17 protein-coding genes and 1 pseudogene are annotated in these 19,131 nt (G+C 73.3%); 6 read left to right on the top strand and 12 right to left on the bottom strand.

Features of this window, described 5'->3' with window-relative positions; translation table 11 throughout:
- The first annotated feature begins 40 nt into the window (after positions 1–40).
- Positions 41–688: a PAS domain S-box protein gene (locus tag ACZ64A_RS05165; protein WP_469808296.1), complete on the top strand. Its 648-nt coding sequence runs from the start codon at positions 41–43 to the stop codon at positions 686–688.
- A gap of 290 nt (positions 689–978) precedes the next feature.
- On the opposite strand, the pseudogene ACZ64A_RS05160 reads toward ACZ64A_RS05165, so the two are convergent.
- A pseudogene (locus tag ACZ64A_RS05160) lies at positions 979–1,833 on the bottom strand (DUF3626 domain-containing protein); the annotation flags it as partial.
- 76 nt (positions 1,834–1,909) lie between these two features.
- Here ACZ64A_RS05160 and ACZ64A_RS05155 point away from each other — a divergent pair.
- The 4 genes from ACZ64A_RS05155 to ACZ64A_RS05140 all read left to right on the top strand — a co-directional run bounded on the left by ACZ64A_RS05155 (position 1,910) and on the right by ACZ64A_RS05140 (position 6,547).
- Positions 1,910–2,404, top strand: coding sequence for an FBP domain-containing protein (locus ACZ64A_RS05155; protein ID WP_469808295.1), 495 nt, complete (start codon positions 1,910–1,912; stop codon positions 2,402–2,404).
- A gap of 262 nt (positions 2,405–2,666) precedes the next feature.
- Positions 2,667–3,986, top strand: coding sequence for an FUSC family protein (locus ACZ64A_RS05150; RefSeq protein WP_469808294.1), 1,320 nt, complete (start codon positions 2,667–2,669; stop codon positions 3,984–3,986).
- 50 nt (positions 3,987–4,036) lie between these two features.
- Positions 4,037–5,098 (top strand): hypothetical protein, encoded by a 1,062-nt coding sequence (locus tag ACZ64A_RS05145; protein ID WP_469808292.1) that lies wholly within the window; start codon positions 4,037–4,039, stop codon positions 5,096–5,098.
- A gap of 237 nt (positions 5,099–5,335) precedes the next feature.
- Positions 5,336–6,547, top strand: a complete 1,212-nt coding sequence (locus tag ACZ64A_RS05140) for a lactonase family protein (RefSeq protein ID WP_469809062.1) — start codon at positions 5,336–5,338, stop codon at positions 6,545–6,547.
- Here ACZ64A_RS05140 and ACZ64A_RS05135 read toward each other — a convergent pair.
- Together ACZ64A_RS05135 and ACZ64A_RS05130 are read right to left on the bottom strand one after the other, a co-directional pair.
- Complete coding sequence (locus tag ACZ64A_RS05135) at positions 6,515–7,240, bottom strand: DUF2470 domain-containing protein (RefSeq protein ID WP_469808291.1); 726 nt, start codon at positions 7,238–7,240, stop codon at positions 6,515–6,517. The two genes, ACZ64A_RS05140 and ACZ64A_RS05135, sit on opposite strands and share 33 nt — an antisense overlap.
- An 81-nt stretch (positions 7,241–7,321) precedes the next feature.
- Positions 7,322–7,930, bottom strand: coding sequence for a TetR/AcrR family transcriptional regulator (locus ACZ64A_RS05130; protein WP_469808289.1), 609 nt, complete (start codon positions 7,928–7,930; stop codon positions 7,322–7,324).
- Between the two features lie 108 nt (positions 7,931–8,038).
- On the opposite strand from ACZ64A_RS05130, the gene ACZ64A_RS05125 reads away from it, so the two are divergent.
- Complete coding sequence (locus ACZ64A_RS05125; protein WP_469808288.1) at positions 8,039–9,577, top strand: cytochrome P450; 1,539 nt, start codon at positions 8,039–8,041, stop codon at positions 9,575–9,577.
- A gap of 6 nt (positions 9,578–9,583) precedes the next feature.
- Here the strand turns inward: ACZ64A_RS05125 and ACZ64A_RS05120 are convergent, their stop codons facing one another.
- The 9 genes from ACZ64A_RS05120 to ACZ64A_RS05080 all read right to left on the bottom strand — a co-directional run bounded on the left by ACZ64A_RS05120 (position 9,584) and on the right by ACZ64A_RS05080 (position 18,953).
- Positions 9,584–10,486: a sigma-70 family RNA polymerase sigma factor gene (locus ACZ64A_RS05120; protein ID WP_469808287.1), complete on the bottom strand. Its 903-nt coding sequence runs from the start codon at positions 10,484–10,486 to the stop codon at positions 9,584–9,586.
- Between the two features lie 35 nt (positions 10,487–10,521).
- Positions 10,522–11,262, bottom strand: coding sequence for a PIG-L deacetylase family protein (locus ACZ64A_RS05115; RefSeq protein WP_469808286.1), 741 nt, complete (start codon positions 11,260–11,262; stop codon positions 10,522–10,524).
- A gap of 79 nt (positions 11,263–11,341) precedes the next feature.
- The gene (locus tag ACZ64A_RS05110) at positions 11,342–12,643 is read right to left on the bottom strand and encodes an alpha/beta fold hydrolase (protein WP_469808284.1); all 1,302 of its coding nucleotides are present in this window, start codon (positions 12,641–12,643) and stop codon (positions 11,342–11,344) included.
- Between the two features lie 113 nt (positions 12,644–12,756).
- Complete coding sequence (locus ACZ64A_RS05105) at positions 12,757–13,779, bottom strand: LacI family DNA-binding transcriptional regulator (protein WP_469808283.1); 1,023 nt, start codon at positions 13,777–13,779, stop codon at positions 12,757–12,759.
- Positions 13,780–13,831: 52 nt separating this feature from the next.
- Positions 13,832–14,152, bottom strand: coding sequence for an L-rhamnose mutarotase (locus ACZ64A_RS05100; RefSeq protein ID WP_469808282.1), 321 nt, complete (start codon positions 14,150–14,152; stop codon positions 13,832–13,834).
- 21 nt (positions 14,153–14,173) lie between these two features.
- Positions 14,174–15,256 carry a rhamnose ABC transporter substrate-binding protein gene (rhaS, locus tag ACZ64A_RS05095; protein ID WP_469808281.1) on the bottom strand — a complete coding sequence of 361 codons (1,083 nt, stop codon included), beginning with the start codon at positions 15,254–15,256 and terminating at the stop codon, positions 14,174–14,176.
- A 124-nt stretch (positions 15,257–15,380) separates the two neighbouring features.
- Positions 15,381–16,379 carry an ABC transporter permease gene (locus ACZ64A_RS05090; protein ID WP_469808280.1) on the bottom strand — a complete coding sequence of 333 codons (999 nt, stop codon included), beginning with the start codon at positions 16,377–16,379 and terminating at the stop codon, positions 15,381–15,383.
- Complete coding sequence (locus tag ACZ64A_RS05085; RefSeq protein WP_469808279.1) at positions 16,372–17,442, bottom strand: ABC transporter permease; 1,071 nt, start codon at positions 17,440–17,442, stop codon at positions 16,372–16,374. Before ACZ64A_RS05085 ends, ACZ64A_RS05090 begins: the two co-directional genes overlap by 8 nt.
- A complete protein-coding gene (locus ACZ64A_RS05080) occupies positions 17,439–18,953 on the bottom strand; it encodes a sugar ABC transporter ATP-binding protein (protein WP_469808278.1) in 1,515 nt (504 codons plus the stop codon). Before ACZ64A_RS05080 ends, ACZ64A_RS05085 begins: the two co-directional genes overlap by 4 nt.
- Between the last annotated feature and the right edge of the window lie 178 nt (positions 18,954–19,131).

The following is a 19,131-nucleotide window of genomic DNA, read 5'->3' as shown; positions in this document are numbered from 1 at the left end:
GGATACGGGTCGCCCTTGCGCCGAGTGACTGGAGGTGCTGGTGGACTGGGGTCGGCAGGAGGCCGTGGTGTGGCGCAACCGCGCGCTGACGCTCTTCGACCGGGTGGCGGTGCCCGTCGCGGTCTGCGATGTGTACGGCGCGCTGCTGCTGGCCAATCCGGCGATGGCCGCGGAGTGCGGTACGACACCGGGGCGGCTGCGCGGCCGGCAGGTGCTGGAGCTGTTCCGGCCACTGGAGGAGGCGCAGGTCGAGCGGATCGCGCAGGCGCTGCGGCTGCGCCACCGCTCCCGCTATCAGGTCTCCGTGCGCTGGACGGCGCCGGGCGGGGCCGAGCGGCTCGGTGAGCTGACGGCCGACCCCGTGAGCGACACGGCCGACGACACGCCGGCGCTGCTGGTGATGCTGCGGGTGCTCGGCGAACGCACGCCGCAGGACCGGCCGTCCGCGCGGGTCACCGCGGTCGAGGCCCGTATCCTCGCGCTGCTGGCGGAGGGCGCCACCACGGCGCGCGCGGCGCGGGAGACGGGCCTGACGGCGGACGGCGTGACGTATCACCTGCGGCGGCTGTCCGCCCGCTGGGGCGCGGCGAACCGCACGGAACTGGTGGCCCGCGCCTACGCCTCCGGCGTGCTGGCGGCCGGAGTGTGGCCACCGGTGCCGTCGGCGACCGCGGACGGGCCCGCGTAGGCCGCGCCGGCGGCACCGGCATCGACGCCCGCCGCAGACCGGCGGCGACCGACGCCCACCGAGACTGCGCCCGTCGCCTGGGGACCGGGGACGGAGGCACCACCGGAAACGGAGACCGCCGGGGCGACACCCGTCACGTCGGGGCCGGGAACGGAGGCACCGCCGGAAGCGGAGGCCGCCGGGGCCTCGCCCGCTGCCACTCCGCCGGAAGCGGAGACCGCCGCCGCGGGGGCGGCGACCTGGGCGGACGCGACGGCGCTCACCTGCTCGGCTGCTCGCGCCGGGGCGCAGGCCGTGCCCGCGCCCTCGGGGGCGCCGAAGCGGGCGAGGGTGTGCCAGACCATCTTCAGGTCCTGCAGCGCGTACCGCCCGCTGCGGGCCGCGTCACCCAGGGCGCGCGGGTCGACCACGCCGTCCCGCGCGATGCGGGCGCCTAGTTCGGCGTACTCGGCGCCCCGGTAGTCGGCGTGACGGCGCAGCCCGTCCACGGTGAGCCGGTAGCCGGGGTGCCACTCGACGGGGCAGGGCAGCAGCCGGGCGGCCGCCTCCACGGGGGTACCGCGGTAGCAGGCGTCCAGGACCAGCGCCTCCACGTCCCGGGCGAGGAGGACACCGCCGTGCACCTGCGCCTCGATGTAGTCGTTCAGGGGGTCCTGGTCGTCGGCCTCGGCGAGGGCGATCAGGTGCGTGCCGGCGGCGACGCCGAAGTCGGCGGGTTCGGCCGCGCTGTCCGGGTAGCAGAAGGTGGCGCGGGCGAGCGCGGCCGGGGTGAGCCGGAAGTGCGCGGAGCCGAAGCGGGGTGCGGCGCCGACGACCTGGCGGCGGAAGTCCAGCGCACCGTACACGGGCCGCTCGTGCGGGTCGGCGTCGTCGTAGGCGCCGCCGAAGATGCGGCTCTCCCAGCGGAAGCGGTCACCGCCGGGGTGCGCGGTGAGGCCGCCGTTGCTGGTGCCGGTGACGAACTGCGAGTGGTAGACGCCGTCCCGGGCCAGCGCCCGCAGGATGGGCACCCCGTGGACGAGCCGGTCGGGGTGGAGGTTCAGGGTGATGCGGAGGTCCTCGGGGACGGGCGGGCCGGCCGAGCGGGCCGCGATGTAGCGCAGTGCGGTCCGCGCCCGCGGGGTGGTGTTCTCGGGGAAATCCATTGGCGTCTTCTCCTCGCCCCTGCCTAACCTAGGCGAAAACCTAGGGCTCCTAGGAATCGGATACCAGGAAGCAGTCATGAGATCACTCACCGAGCGGGACATCCGCAACTCGTTTATCAACTGCTCGAAGGGCGAGGCGAAGCGGCTGACGGTGCCCCGGGACCTCGACGGGCGCCCCTGGGACGACCTCGACTTCCTTGGCTGGCGCGATCCGGGCGCTCCGGACCGCGCCTACCTGGTGACCGAGCGGGACCAGGAGGCCGTCGGTGTCACCTTCCGCTTCACACCCGCCCAGCGCGCTGTTATGCAGCGCAGCCTGTGCGCCCTGTGCCTGACCTCGCATCCACGCGGCGGCGTGTCGCTGATGACCGCGCGCAAGACGGGTGCGGCGGGGCGGGAGGGAAACTCGGTCGGGCTGTACATGTGCACCGACCTCGCCTGCTCGCTCTACGTCCGTGGCAAGAAAGTGCCGGAGAACGGCACCCGTTTCGAGGAGAGCCTGACGGTGGAGGAGCAGATCGCCAGGACGACGGCGAACCTCTTCGCCTTCCTCGACAAGATCCGCGCCTGACCGGCCGGACACGGCTTGGCGCAGACCGCCGCAGGTCAGCGCGGGTCGCCGCCCGGTCGCCCGGCTCCTGCGGATGCCGTGAGCCGCTCCGGTCGCCGTCATCGGCGCGCCGGAACGAGCCACGCCACGCTCCTTCCTGCCGCGCGTGCGGCCCGGAAATCCCCGCCAGAGCGGCTCACTCCGGGTGTCACGGTGGGCCGTAGGCGTTCGGTTTCGGCCATGAGGCGTTCGAGGTCGGAGGGGAACGGGAACAGGCCAAGGGATGCGAGATGTACGTGAGTGGACGCCGGACCTCGAGCGACTGAGGCAGTGGCTCGCGCGGCTGTGGCAGTGGCGGCGGGACCCCGCGGTCGTACAGGCACTGCGGTCGGCGGCCGCGGCGACGGTCGCCTACGTCGTCGCGGTCCGGCTGAGCCCCGAACCGGCCCCGCTGACCGCCCCGCTGACCGCCCTGCTGGTCGTCCAGGTCACCTTGTACGCGACGCTCACCAACGGCATCCGCCGGGTGAACGCCGTGGTGGCCGGCGTACTGGTCGCGATCGCGTTCAGCCTGCTGGTGGGCCTGACCTGGTGGAGTCTCGCGCTGGTGATCGTGGCCGCGCTGGCCGTCGGGCACCTGGTGCGGGTCGAGGAGTACGTCCAGGAGGTCGCGATCAGCGCCATGCTGATCCTCGGGGTGACCGCGCACGGCGCGACGGCGTGGGCGCGGGTCCTGGAGACGCTGATCGGCGCCGTGGTCGGCATGGGGTTCAACCTGCTGCTCGCCCCGCCGGTCTGGGTGGACGAGGCGGGCGAGTCCATCGACGACCTGGCGCGGCGGATCCGGCAGATGATGCTGCGCGTCGGCGAGCAGGCCGCCGGACGCCCCTCCTACGAGCTGGCTGCGGCCCGGCTGCACGAGGCACGCCGGCTGGACCACGCCATCGCCGAGGTGGACGCGGCGCTGCGGCAGGCCGAGGACAGCCTGCGGTTCAACCCGCGGGTGCGCGAGGGACTGCTGCACCGGGTCGTGCTGCGCACCGGCCTGGACACCCTGGAGATCTGCACGGTCGTCCTGCGGGTGCTGGCGCGCACGCTCACCGACCTGGCCAAGGAGCGCGATCCGGAGCCGCTGTTCCCGCAGGCCGCGGGCGCGGCGATCGAGGAGCTGCTCTCCGAGATCGCCGACGCGGTGGTCAGCTTCGCGGTGCTGGTCACCACGCACACCAGCCACAGCGCCGAGTCGGCCGAGGAACGGCTCACGGCCCAGCTGCGGCAGGCCGCCTCCACCCGGGACAAGGTGGCCAAGCTGCTGCTGGAGGAGGTGCAGCACGACACCCGGCACTGGCAGCTGAGCGGGGCCGTGCTGACCGAGGTCAACCGCATGCTGGACGAGCTGGACACCGAGCACCGCTCGCGCCGGCTGCTGGAGGAACTGGACCGGCACACCCGTGAGCAGCGCGAACGGCTGCCGTGGGTGGTGGGGCTGCGGGAGCGCCTCGCGCTGTCGCGCCGGCTGCGGCGGGGCGGCCGGCGGCTGCGGGCCCGCATTCCGGAGCGGCTGCGGGGGAACCGCGGGGCGGGGATCCGGCGTTCTCCGTGACGGCACCGCGTGCGCGGTGTCCGACAAGGCACCACTGAGGGAGCGTGCGGATGAACGGTGGCGTGCGGATCGACGGGAACACCCTGCGGCTGCCGGGCGGTGTGGCGGTGCGGTTCATCCGCACGCTGCGGCTGCCCGAGTCGGGCACCCATGCGCTGCCGCCGGGGCTCGGCGAGTTCCCGGTGCGCCGGGTCGCCGACTACCCGGACACCGTGCCCGAGGCGTGGCGGGCGCGCGGTGGCGTGATGCTGCCGGTGTACCTGCGCGAGGCGATGTGGCTGTCGTTCGCCGGCAGCAGCGAGCCGGCCGCCCTGCAGATCGGGGCGGGCAAGGTGTGCGCGGTCTCCGGCAAGGCGTGGACCGGGCGGCTGTCGCGCCGACCGCAGAACTACGTCGTCCTGCCCCGCCAGCCGTGGCTGGACGGCATCAACTCCGGCCGCGGCACAGTGCGGCAGTTCGTCGCCGTGCCGCTCGGCCTCGGCGCGACCGTCGAGGGGCAGGTCACCGGCGAGGAGGTGTGGGGCGGCGTGCAGTTGCAGTCGTTCCCGCTCGGTGAGCGGGCGCTCCAGCGGTGGCGGGAGGAGCAGCGGCGCCTCGCCGAGACGATGGCCCGGCCCGCGTTCGGCGGCTACGGCGGCCCTCCGCCGGGAGCCGCGCCCACGATGGCGCCCGCGATGGCGCCCGCGCCGGGTGCCGCACCCGCCGCCCCGGGCGCCGCGCCGCGCGCCGCTGCGGCGATGGGGCTCGGTGTGGGCGGCTCCATGCGCCAGGAGGTCTACCGCGACGAGCGCAAGCTGTCCGACTGGGCGAGCGAGCCCGCCGGGCGGGTCTTCGTGCACCTGGTGACCCCGCCGGAGTGGCGCCGCATCACGGGCGAGGCCCCGCCGCCCTCGCCCGTCGACCGCGCGGCGTACACCCGGGCGGGCCTTCCCTGGTACGACTACTACGACGCCGACGCCGACGATCTGGCTCCCGCGGACCCGCTGCAGTCGGTCAAGCCGGTCGGCGAGTGGCTCGGCGACGACCACGACCCGTGGCAGGCCCCGGCCCCGCACCAGATCCATCCGCTGAAGGACGCCCCGGGCAAGCCGGTCACGGACGGCGACTGGTAGCGGGAGCGACGGGCGTCACCGAAGGCCGAGCCGGGCGGATCGCGGCAGCCGAGTCCGGCGCCCCGGTGCGTGCCGGGTGCCGCGGGCCCGGCGGCCCCGCTACACGCCCGGTACCGCGCACCCGGTGCCCCCGTGCACGCCCGGTGCACGCCTTGCAACAGGTGTTGCACGTCATCGGCTCGTCTTGCGAGGGTGACGGTCACGACCGGCGAGGCGGACGACACCTGGGGTGCGGGCATGGGCAGTGGTGGGCAAGGGGCGCGCGGGGCGGGCTGGAGCCGGCGCGGTGTCGTGGGCGCGCTCGGTGGCGCCGCCGCCTCCGTGGCGCTCGCCGCGTGCGGGACGGACCGGGACTCCGCCGGCCCCGGCGCCTCGCGTACGGCGGCCGCGCCGTCCCGGCGGGCCGACCGGTCGGCGTCCGGGCCGCGCCCGCTCTACCTCGGCACCTACACCTCCGCGCCGGGCGGCGGCACGGGCATCGGCCTCGCCGTCTACGACCCCGGCACGGGCCGGATCACCGGGCAGGGCACGCTGACCGGCGTGCCGGACCCGTCGTATCTGGCGGTGCACCCGGACGGCCGGACGCTGTACGCGGTCGACGAGCGCCAGGACGGCGCGGTGACCGCGATCCGGCGTGCCGACCGCACGGTGCTGGGCAGCCGGAGCACCGGGGGTGCGGCGCCCTGTCATCTGTCGGTGCATCCGGGCGGGCGGTGGCTGCTGAGCGCCAACTACGGCTCCGGGAGCGTGGCGGTGCATCCGATCGACGCCTCGGGCGCACTGGGCGAGCGGGCGGAGCTGGTCACGCACACCCGTCCGGCGCCGGGCCCCGGGCAGTGGGGGCCGCACGCCCACCAGGTCGTGACGAGCCCGGACGGCGGTCACGTCCTCGCCGTCGACCTGGGCACGGACACCGTGTACAGCTACCGTCTCGATCCGCGCACCGGACGGCTCACCGAGGTCGCGCGGGCCTCCGCCCCTCCCGGCACCGGCCCGCGGCATCTGGCCTTCCATCCCGGCGGCCGCCACGCCTATCTGGCCGGCGAGGTCGGCAACAGCGTGATGGTGTGCGGTTACGACCCGGAGAGCGGACGGCTGGGCATCGGCGCCCCGCAGTCCACGGGTGCGGAGTCCGGCACCAACTACCCGGCGCAGTTCGCCGTCACCGCGGACGGCCGGTACGCCTTTCTCGGCAACCGGGGACACAACAGCGTGGCGCGGTACGCGGTGGAGGCGGCCGGCGCCCGCCTCAGGCTGCTGGGCACGACCGATGTCGCGGGTGACTTCCCGCGGCAGATCGCCCTCTCCCCCGACGGCGGGCTGCTGTTCGCGGCGAACCAGAAGTCGGGCACGGTCAGCGTCTTCCATGTGGACGGCCGCACCGGTGATCTGCGCATGTCCGGGGAGCCGTTCCCGTCACCGGTCGCCGTCTGCGCGCTGCCGCTGTAGGGCGCGCGGGCAGCCGGAGCCGCTCGCCTGGGCGAGCAGGCGGTGCATGCGCTCGGTCAGCTGTCCGACGTCGTCGGCGGGTGCGTGGAAGGGCAGGCGTACGTCGCCGTGGGTGCTGGCGCGTTCGATGCGCAGTGTCAGCCCGTGCCGGTCGACGGCGAGCGGGCGGACCCGGACGGCGCCGTGCAGGCTGCCGGCGTCGATCAGACGGGTGAGCCGTTCGACGGCGTCGGGGTGGGCGTCGGCGAGGTGGGTGAGCAGCCGCGCCTCGGCGTCGGTCAGCGGGTCGGGCGCGGCGGCGGTGAAGTCGTCCACGGCGACGACGGCGGCCCCGGAGGGGCGGCGCAGGACCACCCGGCTGGGGTGGAAGGCGAGCTGGTCGTCCTCGTCGGCGAACCAGCCGGCGAGCCACAGCCGGGCGCGGATGCGGTGGCGGACGGGTACGGGGGCGACGTCGGCGAATTCGAGCACGGCGCCGGGCTCACCGCGGGGTGCGCAGATCGCGGCGGCGAGCAGCGGGCTGTCGTCGGGCAGGCGCAGCAGCACCCGCCCGTCGTCGCTCACGGTGTGCGCGCCGACGAACTCCTCGCGCCCGCCCTCGGCGGTCACCGCGCAGGACCACGCGGCGGCGAGCACGGACCGTGCCCGCTCGGCCGCTCCGGGCGCCGCGGCCCACGTCTGGCTGTCACCCATCACCACTCCTCCTAAGGTAAGGCTCACCTAACCTATCTGAGATCAGGGTGTGCGCCAACCAGGCCCCCGCCCTGGCGGCGCTCAGCCGGCGAGGACCCCGAGCAGTGCCCGCGCGCACAGGTCCCGTACCTGCTCGCGGCCCAGGTCCGAGCCGCGCAGCCATTCCAGGCAGACCGCCGTCGTGAACGCCAGCCAGCCGCGCACGGCGAGCCGGACGTCGGGGCGCCGCTCGAAGAGCGGACCGAACTCCGGGTCCACCGCCAGGGCGGCGAGGATCTGCCGTTCCTGCACGGCCAGCGCCCGCCGGTAGACCTGCCGTACCGCCTGGTCACCGGCCGCGTCGGCGCGATGGAAGGCGCGGTAGCCGTGGGCGTGGGCCCGCACGTGCTCCAGGTACGCGTCCAGGCCGGCGACGAGCTGCTCGCGCACCGGCACACCGGGCACCGCGGCCGTCATCCGCAGCATGCGCTCGCTCTCCCGCTCCACGACCGCGGCGAAGAAGTCCCGCTTCGTCGGGAAGTAGTGGTACAGCAGGCCGCGCGAGACACCGGCGATCTCCGCGACCTGCTCGATCCACACCTCGTCGTAGGGGCTCTCCGAGAACAGCCGGGCGCCGACCGTGAGCAGCTGCTCCCGGCGCTCCGCGGTGCTGAGCCGGCGGCGCGTGCGCTGCCCCTGGTTCGCGGCCATGCCCGCACTTTACTTGACGCGGATTCAACAACGGGACGAGACTGCTCCACGCTATTGAACCGGCGTACAACACTGCTCAACATGCCGCAGGATCAAGGGAGATCGCGCATGGCCGACGCCAAGGCGGACCACGGCCGTCAGACCAGGGGGTTCCGCAGCGCCGAACTGGGCTGGCCCGAGCTGGACCGCATTCCGCACCCACCGCACCGGCTGCCCCTGCTCGGGGACGTCCTCGGCGCGAACCGGACCACTCCCGTGCAGGACTCGGTGCGGCTCGGCCGCCGGCTCGGCCCGATCTTCCGGCGCCGGGCCTTCGGCAAGGAGTTCGTGCTCGTGTGGGGCGGCGGCCTCGTCGCCGACCTGTCCGACGAGTCGCGCTTCGCCAAGCACGTGGGACTCGGCATCGCCAATCTGCGTCCGGTCGTCGGGGACGCGCTGTTCACGGCGTACAACGACGAGCCCAACTGGCAGCTCGCCCACGACGTCCTGGCGCCGGGCTTCAGCCGCGAGGCGATGGCGGCCTACCACCCGATGATGCTGGACGTCGCCGCACGGCTGACCGAGCACTGGGACCGGGCCGCCGCGGCGGGTCACGGCGTCGACGTGCCCGGCGACATGACCAAGCTGACCCTGGAGACGATCTCCCGCACCGGCTTCGGCCATGACTTCGGCTCCTTCGAGCGCCCCCGGCTGCACCCCTTCGTGACCGCCATGGTCGGCACCCTCAGCCACGCGCAGCGGCTCAACACCGTGCCCACCGCCGCGGCCCCGCTCCTGCTGCGGAAAGCGACCCGGCGCAACGCGGCCGACATGGCGTATCTGAACCGGACCGTCGACGAGGTGGTGCAGGCCCGGCGCGCCACGGGCGGCGGCGACGGCGATCTGCTCGACCGGATGCTGGAGACGGCCCATCCCGAGACCGGGGAGCGGCTGTCGGCGCTGAACGTACGGCGGCAGGTCATCACGTTCCTGGTCGCCGGGCACGAGACCACCTCCGGGGCGCTCTCCTTCGCCCTGTACTACCTCGCCCGGCACCCCGAGATCGCGGCCCGCGCCCGCGCCGAGGTCGAGCGGGTGTGGGGCGGGACCGGGGTGCCCGCCTACGAGCAGGTCGCCAAGCTGCGCTACGTGCGCCGGGTGCTCGACGAGTCGCTGCGGCTGTGGCCGACCGCGCCCGCCTACGCCCGGGAGGCACGCGAGGACACGGTGCTCGCCGGGGACCACCCCATGCGGCGCGGTGCGTGGGCGCTGGTGCTGACGCCGATGCTGCACCGCGACCCCGAGGTGTGGGGCGCGGACGCCGAGCGGTTCGACCCGGACCGCTTCGACGCCGCGGCCGTACGGGCCCGGCCCGGCCACGCCTTCAAGCCGTTCGGCACCGGGGCGCGCGCCTGCATCGGCCGCCAGTTCGCGCTGCACGAGGCGACCCTGGTCCTCGGCCTGCTGCTGCGCCGCTACTCCTTCCTGCCCGACCCCGGCTACCGGCTGCGGGTGGCCGAACGCCTCACCCTGATGCCGGACGGGCTGCGGCTGCGGCTGGAACGCCGGGCGCCCGCCGGCGTCCCGGCGACCCCGCGAACGGACGGCGAGGAGCAGGCGGACGAGCCGCGCACACCCCGCTGTCCCGCCCACGGGGCCGGGAGCTGAGCCGGATCAGCCGGCGAAGGCCTCCAGGTCCAGCCGCTCCAGCCGCTCGGGGTCGGAGAGGATGTACAGGCCGGTGATGCGGCCGTCGGCGACGGTGACGCCCATGACCGACGCGGGACCCTGCTCCGGCACGTTGACGAACCCGAGCGCGCCGTTGACCAGGACCATCCGCGCGGACGGCGCGAACCGGGAGAACAGCAGCGCCTGCTCGGCCACCGTCTTCGCACCCTGGAGCACCTTGGAGGCGCCCGCGCCCCGCACCAGTGCCCCGGCGTCGACGCGCAGCACGACCTCCGGGTGGAGCACGCCGACCAGCGCCTCGAAGTCACCGGCGCGCGACGCGGCGAGGAAGGCCTCCAGGACCTGCTTCTGCCGGCCGAGGTCCGGCTCGGCGGCCGGCTCGGCGCCGCGCACCCGGCGCCGGGCCCGGCTGGCGAGCTGCCGGGTGGCGGCCGGGGTGCGGTCCACGATCGGCGCGATGTCGTCGAACGGCACGGCGAACATGTCGTGCAGCACGAACGCGAGCCGTTCGTCGGGCTCGAGGTTCTCCAGGACGACCAGCAGGGCGAGGCCGACGGAGTCGGCGTGCAGGATCTCCTGTTCCGGGTCGACCAGGGCGAGGGGCCGCAGTTCGGGGTCCGGGACGTAGGTGTCGAACCGGTCGTCGATCGACTCCTCGCGGCGTGCGCCGCGCGAGCGCAGCAGGTCGAGGCAGACCCGGCCGGTCACCGTGGTCAGCCAGCCGCCGAGGTTCTCGATGGCGTCGCTGTCGGTGCGGCTGAGCTTCAGCCAGGTCTCCTGCACCGCGTCCTCCGCCTCGGCCAGCGAGCCGAGCATGCGGTAGGCCACGGCCCGCAGATGCCCGCGGTGCTCCTCGAAGCGGTCGGCCAGTTCCTGACTGGTGTCCATCCGTGCCTTACCCCCGTCGTCGCCTTGGTGCCGCGTCATCTGCCGAACAGTTCGAAGGCCACCGCCGGGCGGCCGCCGAAGCGCTCCGCGGCCGCCTCGGCGTTCGCCGTGAGGAAGCCGCGGGCGTAGGTCTGCGGGTCCTCGTCGGTCAACGCCTGGATGTAGGTGCGGTGTTCCAGCAGCGAGCGCACCGCGCGCTCCAGGCCCGGTGTGGCGTCCACGGCGTGGGTGGGCGAGGCCGACCCGGCGACCGCGACCCAGCGCACGCCGTTCCACGGCTCGAGTCCCTGCTCGGTCAGTTCGGGGAAGATCCAGCGGTTGCCCGCGTCGCCGGCCGCGTCCAGCACGGCCCGGCCCACCGCCACATGGTCGGGGGTGTTCCAGGCGACGCCGCCCCAGGTGTCCCGGTGGTTGAGGGTGATGACCAGCTCGGGCCGGTGGCGGCGGATCGCGGCGGCGATGTCCCGGCGCAGCGCCGGACCGTACTCGATCACCCCGTCGCGGTGGTCGAGGAACTCCACGCTCGACACGCCGACGACCGCCGCGCTCGCCCGCTGCTCCCGTTCGCGCAGCGGGCCGCACTCGGCGGGCTCCAGCGAGTCGATGCCGGCCTCGCCGCGGGTCGCCAGGACGTACGCGACCTCACGGCCGGCGTCGGTCCAGGCGGCGACGGCCGCCGAGCAGCCGTATTCGAGGTCGTCCGGGTGGGCCACCACGGCCAGGGCGCGCTGCCAGTCCTCGGGCAGGGGCAGTAACGCTGTCGTCGGCTCGGTCATGGGCGCAGACTAACCCCTGCCGGTGACAGCGGCCCGCCCTTTTCGATCTTGCGGGTGGGCGAGGCAGGGACAGGGGACGTCACACCTCGTCGCGGGCGAGGGCGAGGAGGCGGTCCAGGACGCGCGGGCCGCCCACCCGCACCCCGTCGTGCTCGAACTCGTCGGTCACCCAGGTGCGCAGGCCCCGGATCGAGCGCGCGGTGGCGAGGGAGTGGTCCGCGTCGACGTACATGTCGTCGTGGTACACGGCCGCGGCGGCCGGCACCTCGTTGCCGGCCAGGCGCTCCCGGTCGTACAGGGGCGCCCAGTCGGTGCGGGCGGCGAGCAGTTCGGCGGTGTCCTTCAGCGGGCGCAGCGCCGGGTCGCAGTCGAACATCCAGGGGTGGATCGTCTCGCCGGTGAACAGCAGGGGCCCGTCGCCTTGGAGTGCCTTGGCCGCGTCGAACTGGGGGAACTCGGCCCGGACCCGTTCGGCGGCCCAGGCGGTGGGGCGGGCGTCCTGGCCGTAGATCGACTCGTGCACGAGGGCGTACAGCGGGTGCGCGGCGTACGACAGCATGCCGCGCACCTCCTCCTGGAAGGTGTCCGACAGCTGCCGGCCGCCCGGAGTGGGCACGAACGCGTCCTCCAGCAGGTAGTGCAGGCGGTGGCTGCCGTCGCCGGAGCCCAGGTGGATGCCGAGGGACTGGAAGGCCTCGACGGTGAGACGGTACCCGCCGGGCAGGACCACGTCGTGGCCGAGCAGGTGCTCGGCGATACGGCGGGCCCGCTCGACGTCCTGCGGGTAGCGGGCGTAGTGCGCGGCGACCTTGCGTTCGATGCGCGGGTAGGCGGCCCGGTAGACGTCGTCGGCGTGGGCGTCGAGGGAGGGCAGCCCGCCGGTGATCAGCGCCATGGCCAGGCCCTCGGGGGCGGTGGAGAGGTAGTGGACGGTGCAGAAACCGCCGAAGCTCTGTCCGAGCACCGTCCAGGGGGCGCCGCCGGTGACCTGCGGGCGGATGGCCTCGCAGTCGCGGACGATGGAGTCGGCGCGGAAATGCGTGAGGTAGTCGGCCTGTGCGGCCGGGCCGCCGCGCAGCGGCAGCGTCTGGCGGTTGGCGGGGGTGGAGGCGCCGGTGCCGCGCTGGTCCAGCAGCAGCACCCGGAACTCGCGCAGCGCGCGGTCGAGCCAGCCCGTGCGGCCGGTGAAACGCTGCGCTCCGAAGCCCGGGCCGCCCTGGAGGTAGAGCAGCCACGGCAGGTCCTGGCGGGCTTTGTCGCTCGCGACCACCTCGCGGGCGTACAGCTCGATGGTCTCCCCCGCGGGGTCGGCGTGGTCGAGCGGCACGGTGAAGCGGCGGTCGGTGAGCTGGACGCCGGGCTGGCGGTAGCGGTCGGTCAACGCGTCTCCCCGGTACGGACGGTGGGTGCGGGTGAGCCCAGTCCAGCACACGCCCGGACACCGTGGGCCGCCGGGGCGACCGAACGGCGCTTCACCCGTCGCCGGCCGGTGGATCAGCGTCCCTGCAGGCTGGAGCGGCGCACCACCAGCTCCGGCTGGAGCACCACGCGACGGTGCTCGTGCGGCTGCTCGCCGCGTTCCTCCGTCTCCTCCAGCAGCAGCTCGGCGGCGAGCGCGCCGAGGGTGACGGCGGGCTGGCGCACCGAGGTGAGCGGGACGGCCGCGGCGGCGGCGAACTCGATGTCGTCGTAGCCGACGATCGCCAGGTCGTCGGGGACGCCGACGCCGGCGGCGTACATCGCCTGGAGCACGCCGAGGGCGAGCAGGTCGTTGGCGCAGAACACGGCCGTGGGCCGGTCGGCGAGGCCGAGCAGGCGGGCGCCGGCGTCCCGGCCGGCGGCGACGTCGAGACGCTCGGTGGGGATCTCGCGCAGCGCTTCGGGGCCGAGCCCCGCCTCGGCGAGGGCGCTCAGGGCACCGGTGCGGCGGTCGCGGACCTGGTTCAGTCCGGGCGGTCCGCTGACGTACGCGATCGAGCGGTGCCCGGCGTCCACCAGGTGCCGCACCGCCAGGGCTCCGCCGGCGATGTCGTCGACGGACACCGAGCACTCGGCGGCGCCCTCGGCGACCCGGTCGACCAGTACGAACGGGATGCCGTGCCGGCGGAAGGCGCCGATGTTGCGGCCGGAGGCGTCGGTCGGGGTGAGCAGCACGCCCCGCACGCGCTGCTCGGCGAAGAGGGAGAGGTACTCGGCCTCCTCACCGGCGCTCTGGGCGCTGTTGCAGACCATCACGCCGAGCCCCGCCTCGCGCGCGGCCCGCTCGGCGCCGCGCGCGACGTCCACGAAGAACGGGTTGCCCATGTCCAGCACCAGCAGGCCCATGATCCGGCTGCGGCCCGCGCGCAGCTGGCGCGCGGACTCACTGCGGACGTAGCCGAGCCGGTCGATCGCGGACAGGACCCGCGCCCTGGTCTCATGGGCGACCGTGTCCGGCCGGTTGATCACGTTCGACACCGTGCCGACGGAGACTCCGGCGGCGCGGGCGACGTCCTTGATACCCACCGACTGGGCCATCGGGCAGGGACCTCCTGGGGTACTGGAGCGGCGGGGAGAGCTTCACACTACGTCACGCGAGGTGGAAGACCTCGGTGAGCGGTGTCATCGCCTCGTCGGGACGGGAACCGTCGAGGGACTCGAAGAAGGACCCCATCTCGGCCTGCCAGCGGGCGTTGACCTCGGTGGCCCCCATCGCGGCCCTCGCGGCCTCGAAGTCCTCCGTCTCCAGATAGCCGACCAGCAGGCCGTCGTCGCGCAGGAAGAGCGAGTAGTTGCGCCAGCCGGTGGCCGAGAGCGCGGCGCGCATCTCCGGCCACACGGCGGCATGCCGTTCCCGGTACTCGGCGATCCGCTCCTCGCGGACCTTCAGCAGGAAGCAGACGCGTCGCATCGGGCGGTCCCCCCTCGTCGGTCAGAAGTCGAACCGGTCGATGTTCCTGGCGTCGAACACGGTCGGCTTGCCGAGGCTGATCACGCCGTCCTTGCCGATCGTGTACGTCGTGGAGCCGGCCTTGAACGTCTCGCCCTCCTTGCCGGTGATCTGGCCGGACGCCAGCGCGACGGCGGCACGGGCCGCGAGGTCGCCGAGCTTGGCCGGGTCCCACAGCTCGAACGCGTCGACCGTGCCGTTCTTGACGTACTTGCGCATGTCGTTGGGCGTGCCGAGGCCGGTCAGCTTGACCTTGCCCTTGTACTTGGAGCCGGACAGGTACTGGGCCGCCGCCTTGATGCCGACGGTGGTCGGGGAGATGATCCCCTTCAGGTTCGGGTGCTCCTGGAGCAGGCCCTGGGTCTGCTGGAACGACTGCTGCGGGTCGTCGTTGCCGTACGCGATCTTGACGAGCTTGACGTCCTTGTACTTCGGGTCCTTCAGCTCGTCCTTCATGAAGCCGATCCAGGTGTTCTGGTTCGTCGCGGTCTGCGCGGCGGACAGGATCGCGATCTCGCCCTTGTAGCCGATCTGCTGAGCCAGCAGCTGCACCTCGGTACGGCCGAGGTCCTCGGCGGAGGCCTGCGAGACGAAGGCGTTGCGGCAGTCGGTCTTGGTGTCGGAGTCGTAGGTGACGACCCTGATGCCGTTGCTCATGGCCTGCTTCAGCGCGGTGCACAGGGCACCGGGGTCCTGCGCCGACACAGCCATGGCGTTCACCTGCTGCTGGGTGAGCGTGTTGACGTAGGACACCTGCCCGGAGGTGTCGGTGGCGCTGGACGGACCGACCTCCTTGTACTTGCTGCCCAGTTCCGCGAGCGCCTTCTGGCCGCCCTTGTCGGCGCTGGTGAAGTAGGGATTGTTGACCTGCTTGGGCAGGAAGCCGACGGTCAGCCCCTTCTTGGTGGCGGCATTCGGGTCGGCCTTCCCGGCGGCCGCCCCGGCCCCGGGACCCTCGTTCTGCACATCGCTCTTGGTGGTGCCACCGCAGGCGGTGAGGGCGAGGGCGAGAGAGGTCCCGGCGGCGAGGGCGGCACAGGTGGGGCGGAGGGATGACTTGCGCATGGCGGAGAGTCCTTACATACGAAGGTGAGCTGGACGCGCCCAAAAGGGGCGCGGGGCTGTGTTGACATGCGGCTCCGCCGCGCGGGCGCGACCAGCCACAACCGGCTCGCAGCCGGAAACCGGCCTACCCAGCGGAGCGAACCGCGGAGCGAACCGCCGAGCGTGCCGCCCGCGCAACGGCGATCTGACGAGCAACGCGAGGCCCGAGCACGGAAACAACGAGCAACACCCCGGTCACGACGATCTGCGACTGCGCGGAGACGTTCAGCAGACTCATCACGTTCTGCAGCGCACCGAGCAGGAACACCCCGGCGATCGCGCCGCCCAGCGTGCCCTTGCCCCCGTCGAAGTCGATGCCACCGAGCAACACCGCGGCGACGACGGACAGTTCGAGACCCGTCGCGTTGTCGTAGCGCGCACTCGCATAGTGCAGGGCCCAGAAGATCCCGGTCAGCGAGGCCATGAGCCCCGTGGCGACGAACAGCAGCAGCTTGGACCTCTTGACCCGGATGCCCGCGAACCGCGCCGCCTCCTCGCTCGCACCGATCGCGAACAGCGACCGCCCGAACGGGGTGGCGTGCAGGACGAGCACGGCGACGACGAGCAGTGCGAGGAAGGGCAGGAAGGCCTGGGGCAGGAAGCTGTCGCCGACCCGGCCGGCGGCGAAGTCCAGGTACTGGGAAGGGAAGTCGGTGACCGCGTCGGAGCCGAGCACGATCTGGGCGATGCCCCGGTACAGGGCGAGCGTGCCGATGGTGACGGCGAGCGAGGGCAGGCCGAGCCGGGTCACGAGCAGGCCGTTGACCAGGCCGCAGACCACGCCGAGCAGCAGGCACAGCGGGATGATCGTCTCGATGGCCATGCCCTCGTTCCACAGCCGGCCCATCACCGCGCCGGACAGCCCGGCGGTCGACGCGACCGACAGGTCGATCTCACCGGAGACGACGAGCAGGGTCATCGGCAGGGCGATCAGGGCGATCGGCAGGGTGTTGCCGATCAGGAAGGACAGGTTCAGCGCGTTGCCGAAGCCGTCCACGAAGGAGAACGACAGCAGGAGCAGGACGATCAGCAGGGCACCGACCACCGTGTCCCAGCGGACGGCACGGGTCAGGGACTCAGGCATGGCGGGTGTCCTTCTGCGGGAGCGGCTTCACATGGGCCGGCTTCTTCTTCAGGGCGGCGGCCACCCGCAGGGCGACGATCCGGTCGACCGCGATGGCGAGCAGCAGCAGCGCGCCGTTGATGGCGAGCACCCACACGCTGCTGACGCCGAGCGCGGGCAGCACGCTGTTGACGGAGGTCAGCAGCAGCGCGCCGAGGGCGGCGCCGTAGACGCTGCCGGAGCCGCCGGTGAAGACGACGCCGCCGACCACCACCGCGCTGACGACGGTGAGTTCGTAACCGCTGCCGGTGCCCGAGTCGACGTTGCCGAACCGGGCCAGGTACATGGCACCGGCGAGTCCGGCGAGCGCGCCGCAGAAGGTGTACGCGGCGAGGATGCGCTTGCGCACGGGGATTCCGGCGAGCCGGGCGGCTTCGGGGTTGGAGCCGAGCGCGTACAGCTCACGGCCGCTGCCGTAGTGCTTGAGGTAGTACGCCGTGGCCACGAGCACCACGAGGGCGATCAGCGCCAGGTACGGGACCGCGGAGAAGCCGCCGGAGCCGAAGTCGACGAAGGAGCCGGGCAGGTCGGCCGCGGTGATCTGGCGCGAGCCCACCCAGATGGAGTCGACGCCGCGGATGATGTAGAGCGTGCCGAGGGTGACGACCAGGGCGGGCACCTGGCCGAGGCTGACGAGCAGACCGTTGAGCAGGCCGAAGCCGACGCCGAGCGCGACGGCGAGGACGATCGCCACGACGGGGTTGCCGCCGCCCTGGAGGTAGGTGCCGGCGGCGAAGGCGCTGATGCCGAGGGTGGAGCCGACGGACAGGTCGACGTTGCGGGTGATGACGACGAGGGACTGGCCGGTGGCGACCAGCACCAGGATCGTCGCGTTCAGCAGCAGGTCCTTGACGCCCTGTTCGGACAGGAACTGGCTGTTGCCGGCCTGGGTGACGGCGATCATCACCAGGAAGACGACCAGGATGGCCAGTTCGCGCATCCTGAAGACACGGTCGACGAGCCGGGTCCCGCCCGACTTGGGCACGTCGGCGACGGGGGCGGGGTCGGGAGTGATCACGGTCATGCCGCCCTCCCCGTGGCCGCGGCCATCACGGTCTCCTCGGTGGCTTCGGAGCGGGGGATCTCGGCGGTCAGCCGGCCCTCGTGCATCACGAGCACGCGGTCGGCCATGCCGAGGATCTCGGGCAGGTCGGAGGAGATCATCAGGACGGCGACCCCGTCGGCGGCGAGCTGGGAGAGCAGCCGGTGCACCTCGGACTTGGTGCCGACGTCGATGCCGCGGGTCGGCTCGTCCACGATGAGCACCCGGGGGCTGGTGGCCAGCCACTTGGCGAGGACGACCTTCTGCTGGTTGCCGCCGGAGAGCGTGGAGACGGCGTCCGCGATCCGGGCGTACTTCACCTGGAGCTTGACCGCCCAGTCGAGGGAGCGGCTGCGTTCGGCGCCTCGGTCCATGAGTCCGGCCTTGACGGTCGTGCGCAGACCGGTGAGGCCGATGTTGCGCTCGATGGACATGTCCATCACCAGGCCCTGGGCCCGCCGGTCCTCGGGCACGAGCGCGAGTCCGGCGGCCATCGCGGTGGAGGGCGCGCCGTTGGTGAGCCTGCGGCCGGCGACCTCGACCTCGCCGGCGTCCCAGCGGTCGATGCCGAAGACGGCCCGGGCGACCTCGGTGCGGCCCGCGCCGACCAGACCGGCGAGGCCGACGATCTCGCCGCGGCGCACCTCGAAGGAGACGTCGGTGAACACGCCCTCCCGGGTCAGCCGCCGCACGCTCAGGGCGACTTGGCCGGGCCGGACGTCCTGCTTGGGGTACAGCTCGTCGAGGTCGCGGCCGACCATGCGGCGCACCAGGTCGTCCTCGGTCATGCCGTCCAGCGGCTCGCCGGCGATCCAGGCGCCGTCGCGCAGGACGGTGACCTTCCGGCAGATCTGGAAGATCTCCTCCAGCCGGTGGGAGATGAACAGCACCGCCGCGCCCTGCTCGCTCAGGGTGCGGACGACACCGAAGAGGCGGGCCACCTCGCTGCCGGTGAGGGCGGCGGTCGGCTCGTCCATGATCAGCACGCGGGCGTCGAAGGAGAGCGCCTTGGCGATCTCGACGATCTGCTGGTCGGCGATGGACAGGCCGCGCGCCGGGCGGTCGGGGTCGAGGTCGACACCGAGGCGCTGCATCAGGGCGAGCGTGGCGGCGTGGGTGGCCTTGTGGTCGATACGGCCGAGGGCCTTTCTCGGCCGACGGCCCATGAAGATGTTCTCGGCGATGGACAGGTCCGGGAAGAGCGTGGGCTCCTGGTAGATCACGGCGATCCCCGCGTCGCGGGCGTCGCCGGGGCCGTGGAAGGTGACGGGACGGCCGTCGAGCAGCACCTGGCCGGCGTCCGGCCGGTGCACCCCGGCGAGCGTCTTGATCAGGGTGGACTTCCCGGCGCCGTTCTCCCCGGCGAGGGCGTGCACCTCGCCGGGGAACAGCTCCAGGCGGACGTCCCGCAGGGCCCGTACGGCACCGAAGGACTTCGAGACGTCCTTGAGCGCCAGCACCGGGACCGGCCCCGATTCGGACGGGTGGGTCATGTGGGCTCCTCGACGACGCCGGCGGGTCGGACCTTCGCGGCGCCGTGAAAGGTTTCAACTGGATTGCCGGGACCGTAGGCAGCGTCACTCGTCTGCGTCAATGGGTTCGTATCGAAAAACTCTCGACGCCAGAAGGTCACGCCCAGATTACGACGAAGAGGGCTCGACCGGGGCCTTG

The organism is Streptomyces sp. NPDC104814, from assembly GCF_055583185.1.
Note: the sequence above shows the minus strand (reverse complement) of the source record. Positions and strands in the feature narration are given on the sequence as shown.

Bases quoted from the DNA above. Each gene is read 5' to 3' on its own strand.
- ACZ64A_RS05155 (WP_469808295.1), top strand. From the start codon at position 1,910: ATGAGATCACTCACCGAGCGGGACATCCGCAACTCGTTTATCAACTGC.
- ACZ64A_RS05150 (WP_469808294.1), top strand. From the start codon at position 2,667: ATGCGAGATGTACGTGAGTGGACGCCGGACCTCGAGCGACTGAGGCAG.
- ACZ64A_RS05145 (WP_469808292.1), top strand. From the start codon at position 4,037: ATGAACGGTGGCGTGCGGATCGACGGGAACACCCTGCGGCTGCCGGGC.
- ACZ64A_RS05140 (WP_469809062.1), top strand. From the start codon at position 5,336: ATGGGCAGTGGTGGGCAAGGGGCGCGCGGGGCGGGCTGGAGCCGGCGC.
- ACZ64A_RS05135 (WP_469808291.1), bottom strand. From the start codon at position 7,240: ATGGGTGACAGCCAGACGTGGGCCGCGGCGCCCGGAGCGGCCGAGCGG.
- ACZ64A_RS05130 (WP_469808289.1), bottom strand. From the start codon at position 7,930: ATGGCCGCGAACCAGGGGCAGCGCACGCGCCGCCGGCTCAGCACCGCG.
- ACZ64A_RS05125 (WP_469808288.1), top strand. From the start codon at position 8,039: ATGGCCGACGCCAAGGCGGACCACGGCCGTCAGACCAGGGGGTTCCGC.
- ACZ64A_RS05120 (WP_469808287.1), bottom strand. From the start codon at position 10,486: ATGGACACCAGTCAGGAACTGGCCGACCGCTTCGAGGAGCACCGCGGG.
- ACZ64A_RS05115 (WP_469808286.1), bottom strand. From the start codon at position 11,262: ATGACCGAGCCGACGACAGCGTTACTGCCCCTGCCCGAGGACTGGCAG.
- ACZ64A_RS05105 (WP_469808283.1), bottom strand. From the start codon at position 13,779: ATGGCCCAGTCGGTGGGTATCAAGGACGTCGCCCGCGCCGCCGGAGTC.
- ACZ64A_RS05100 (WP_469808282.1), bottom strand. From the start codon at position 14,152: ATGCGACGCGTCTGCTTCCTGCTGAAGGTCCGCGAGGAGCGGATCGCC.
- rhaS (WP_469808281.1), bottom strand. From the start codon at position 15,256: ATGCGCAAGTCATCCCTCCGCCCCACCTGTGCCGCCCTCGCCGCCGGG.
- ACZ64A_RS05090 (WP_469808280.1), bottom strand. From the start codon at position 16,379: ATGCCTGAGTCCCTGACCCGTGCCGTCCGCTGGGACACGGTGGTCGGT.
- ACZ64A_RS05085 (WP_469808279.1), bottom strand. From the start codon at position 17,442: ATGACCGTGATCACTCCCGACCCCGCCCCCGTCGCCGACGTGCCCAAG.
- ACZ64A_RS05080 (WP_469808278.1), bottom strand. From the start codon at position 18,953: ATGACCCACCCGTCCGAATCGGGGCCGGTCCCGGTGCTGGCGCTCAAG.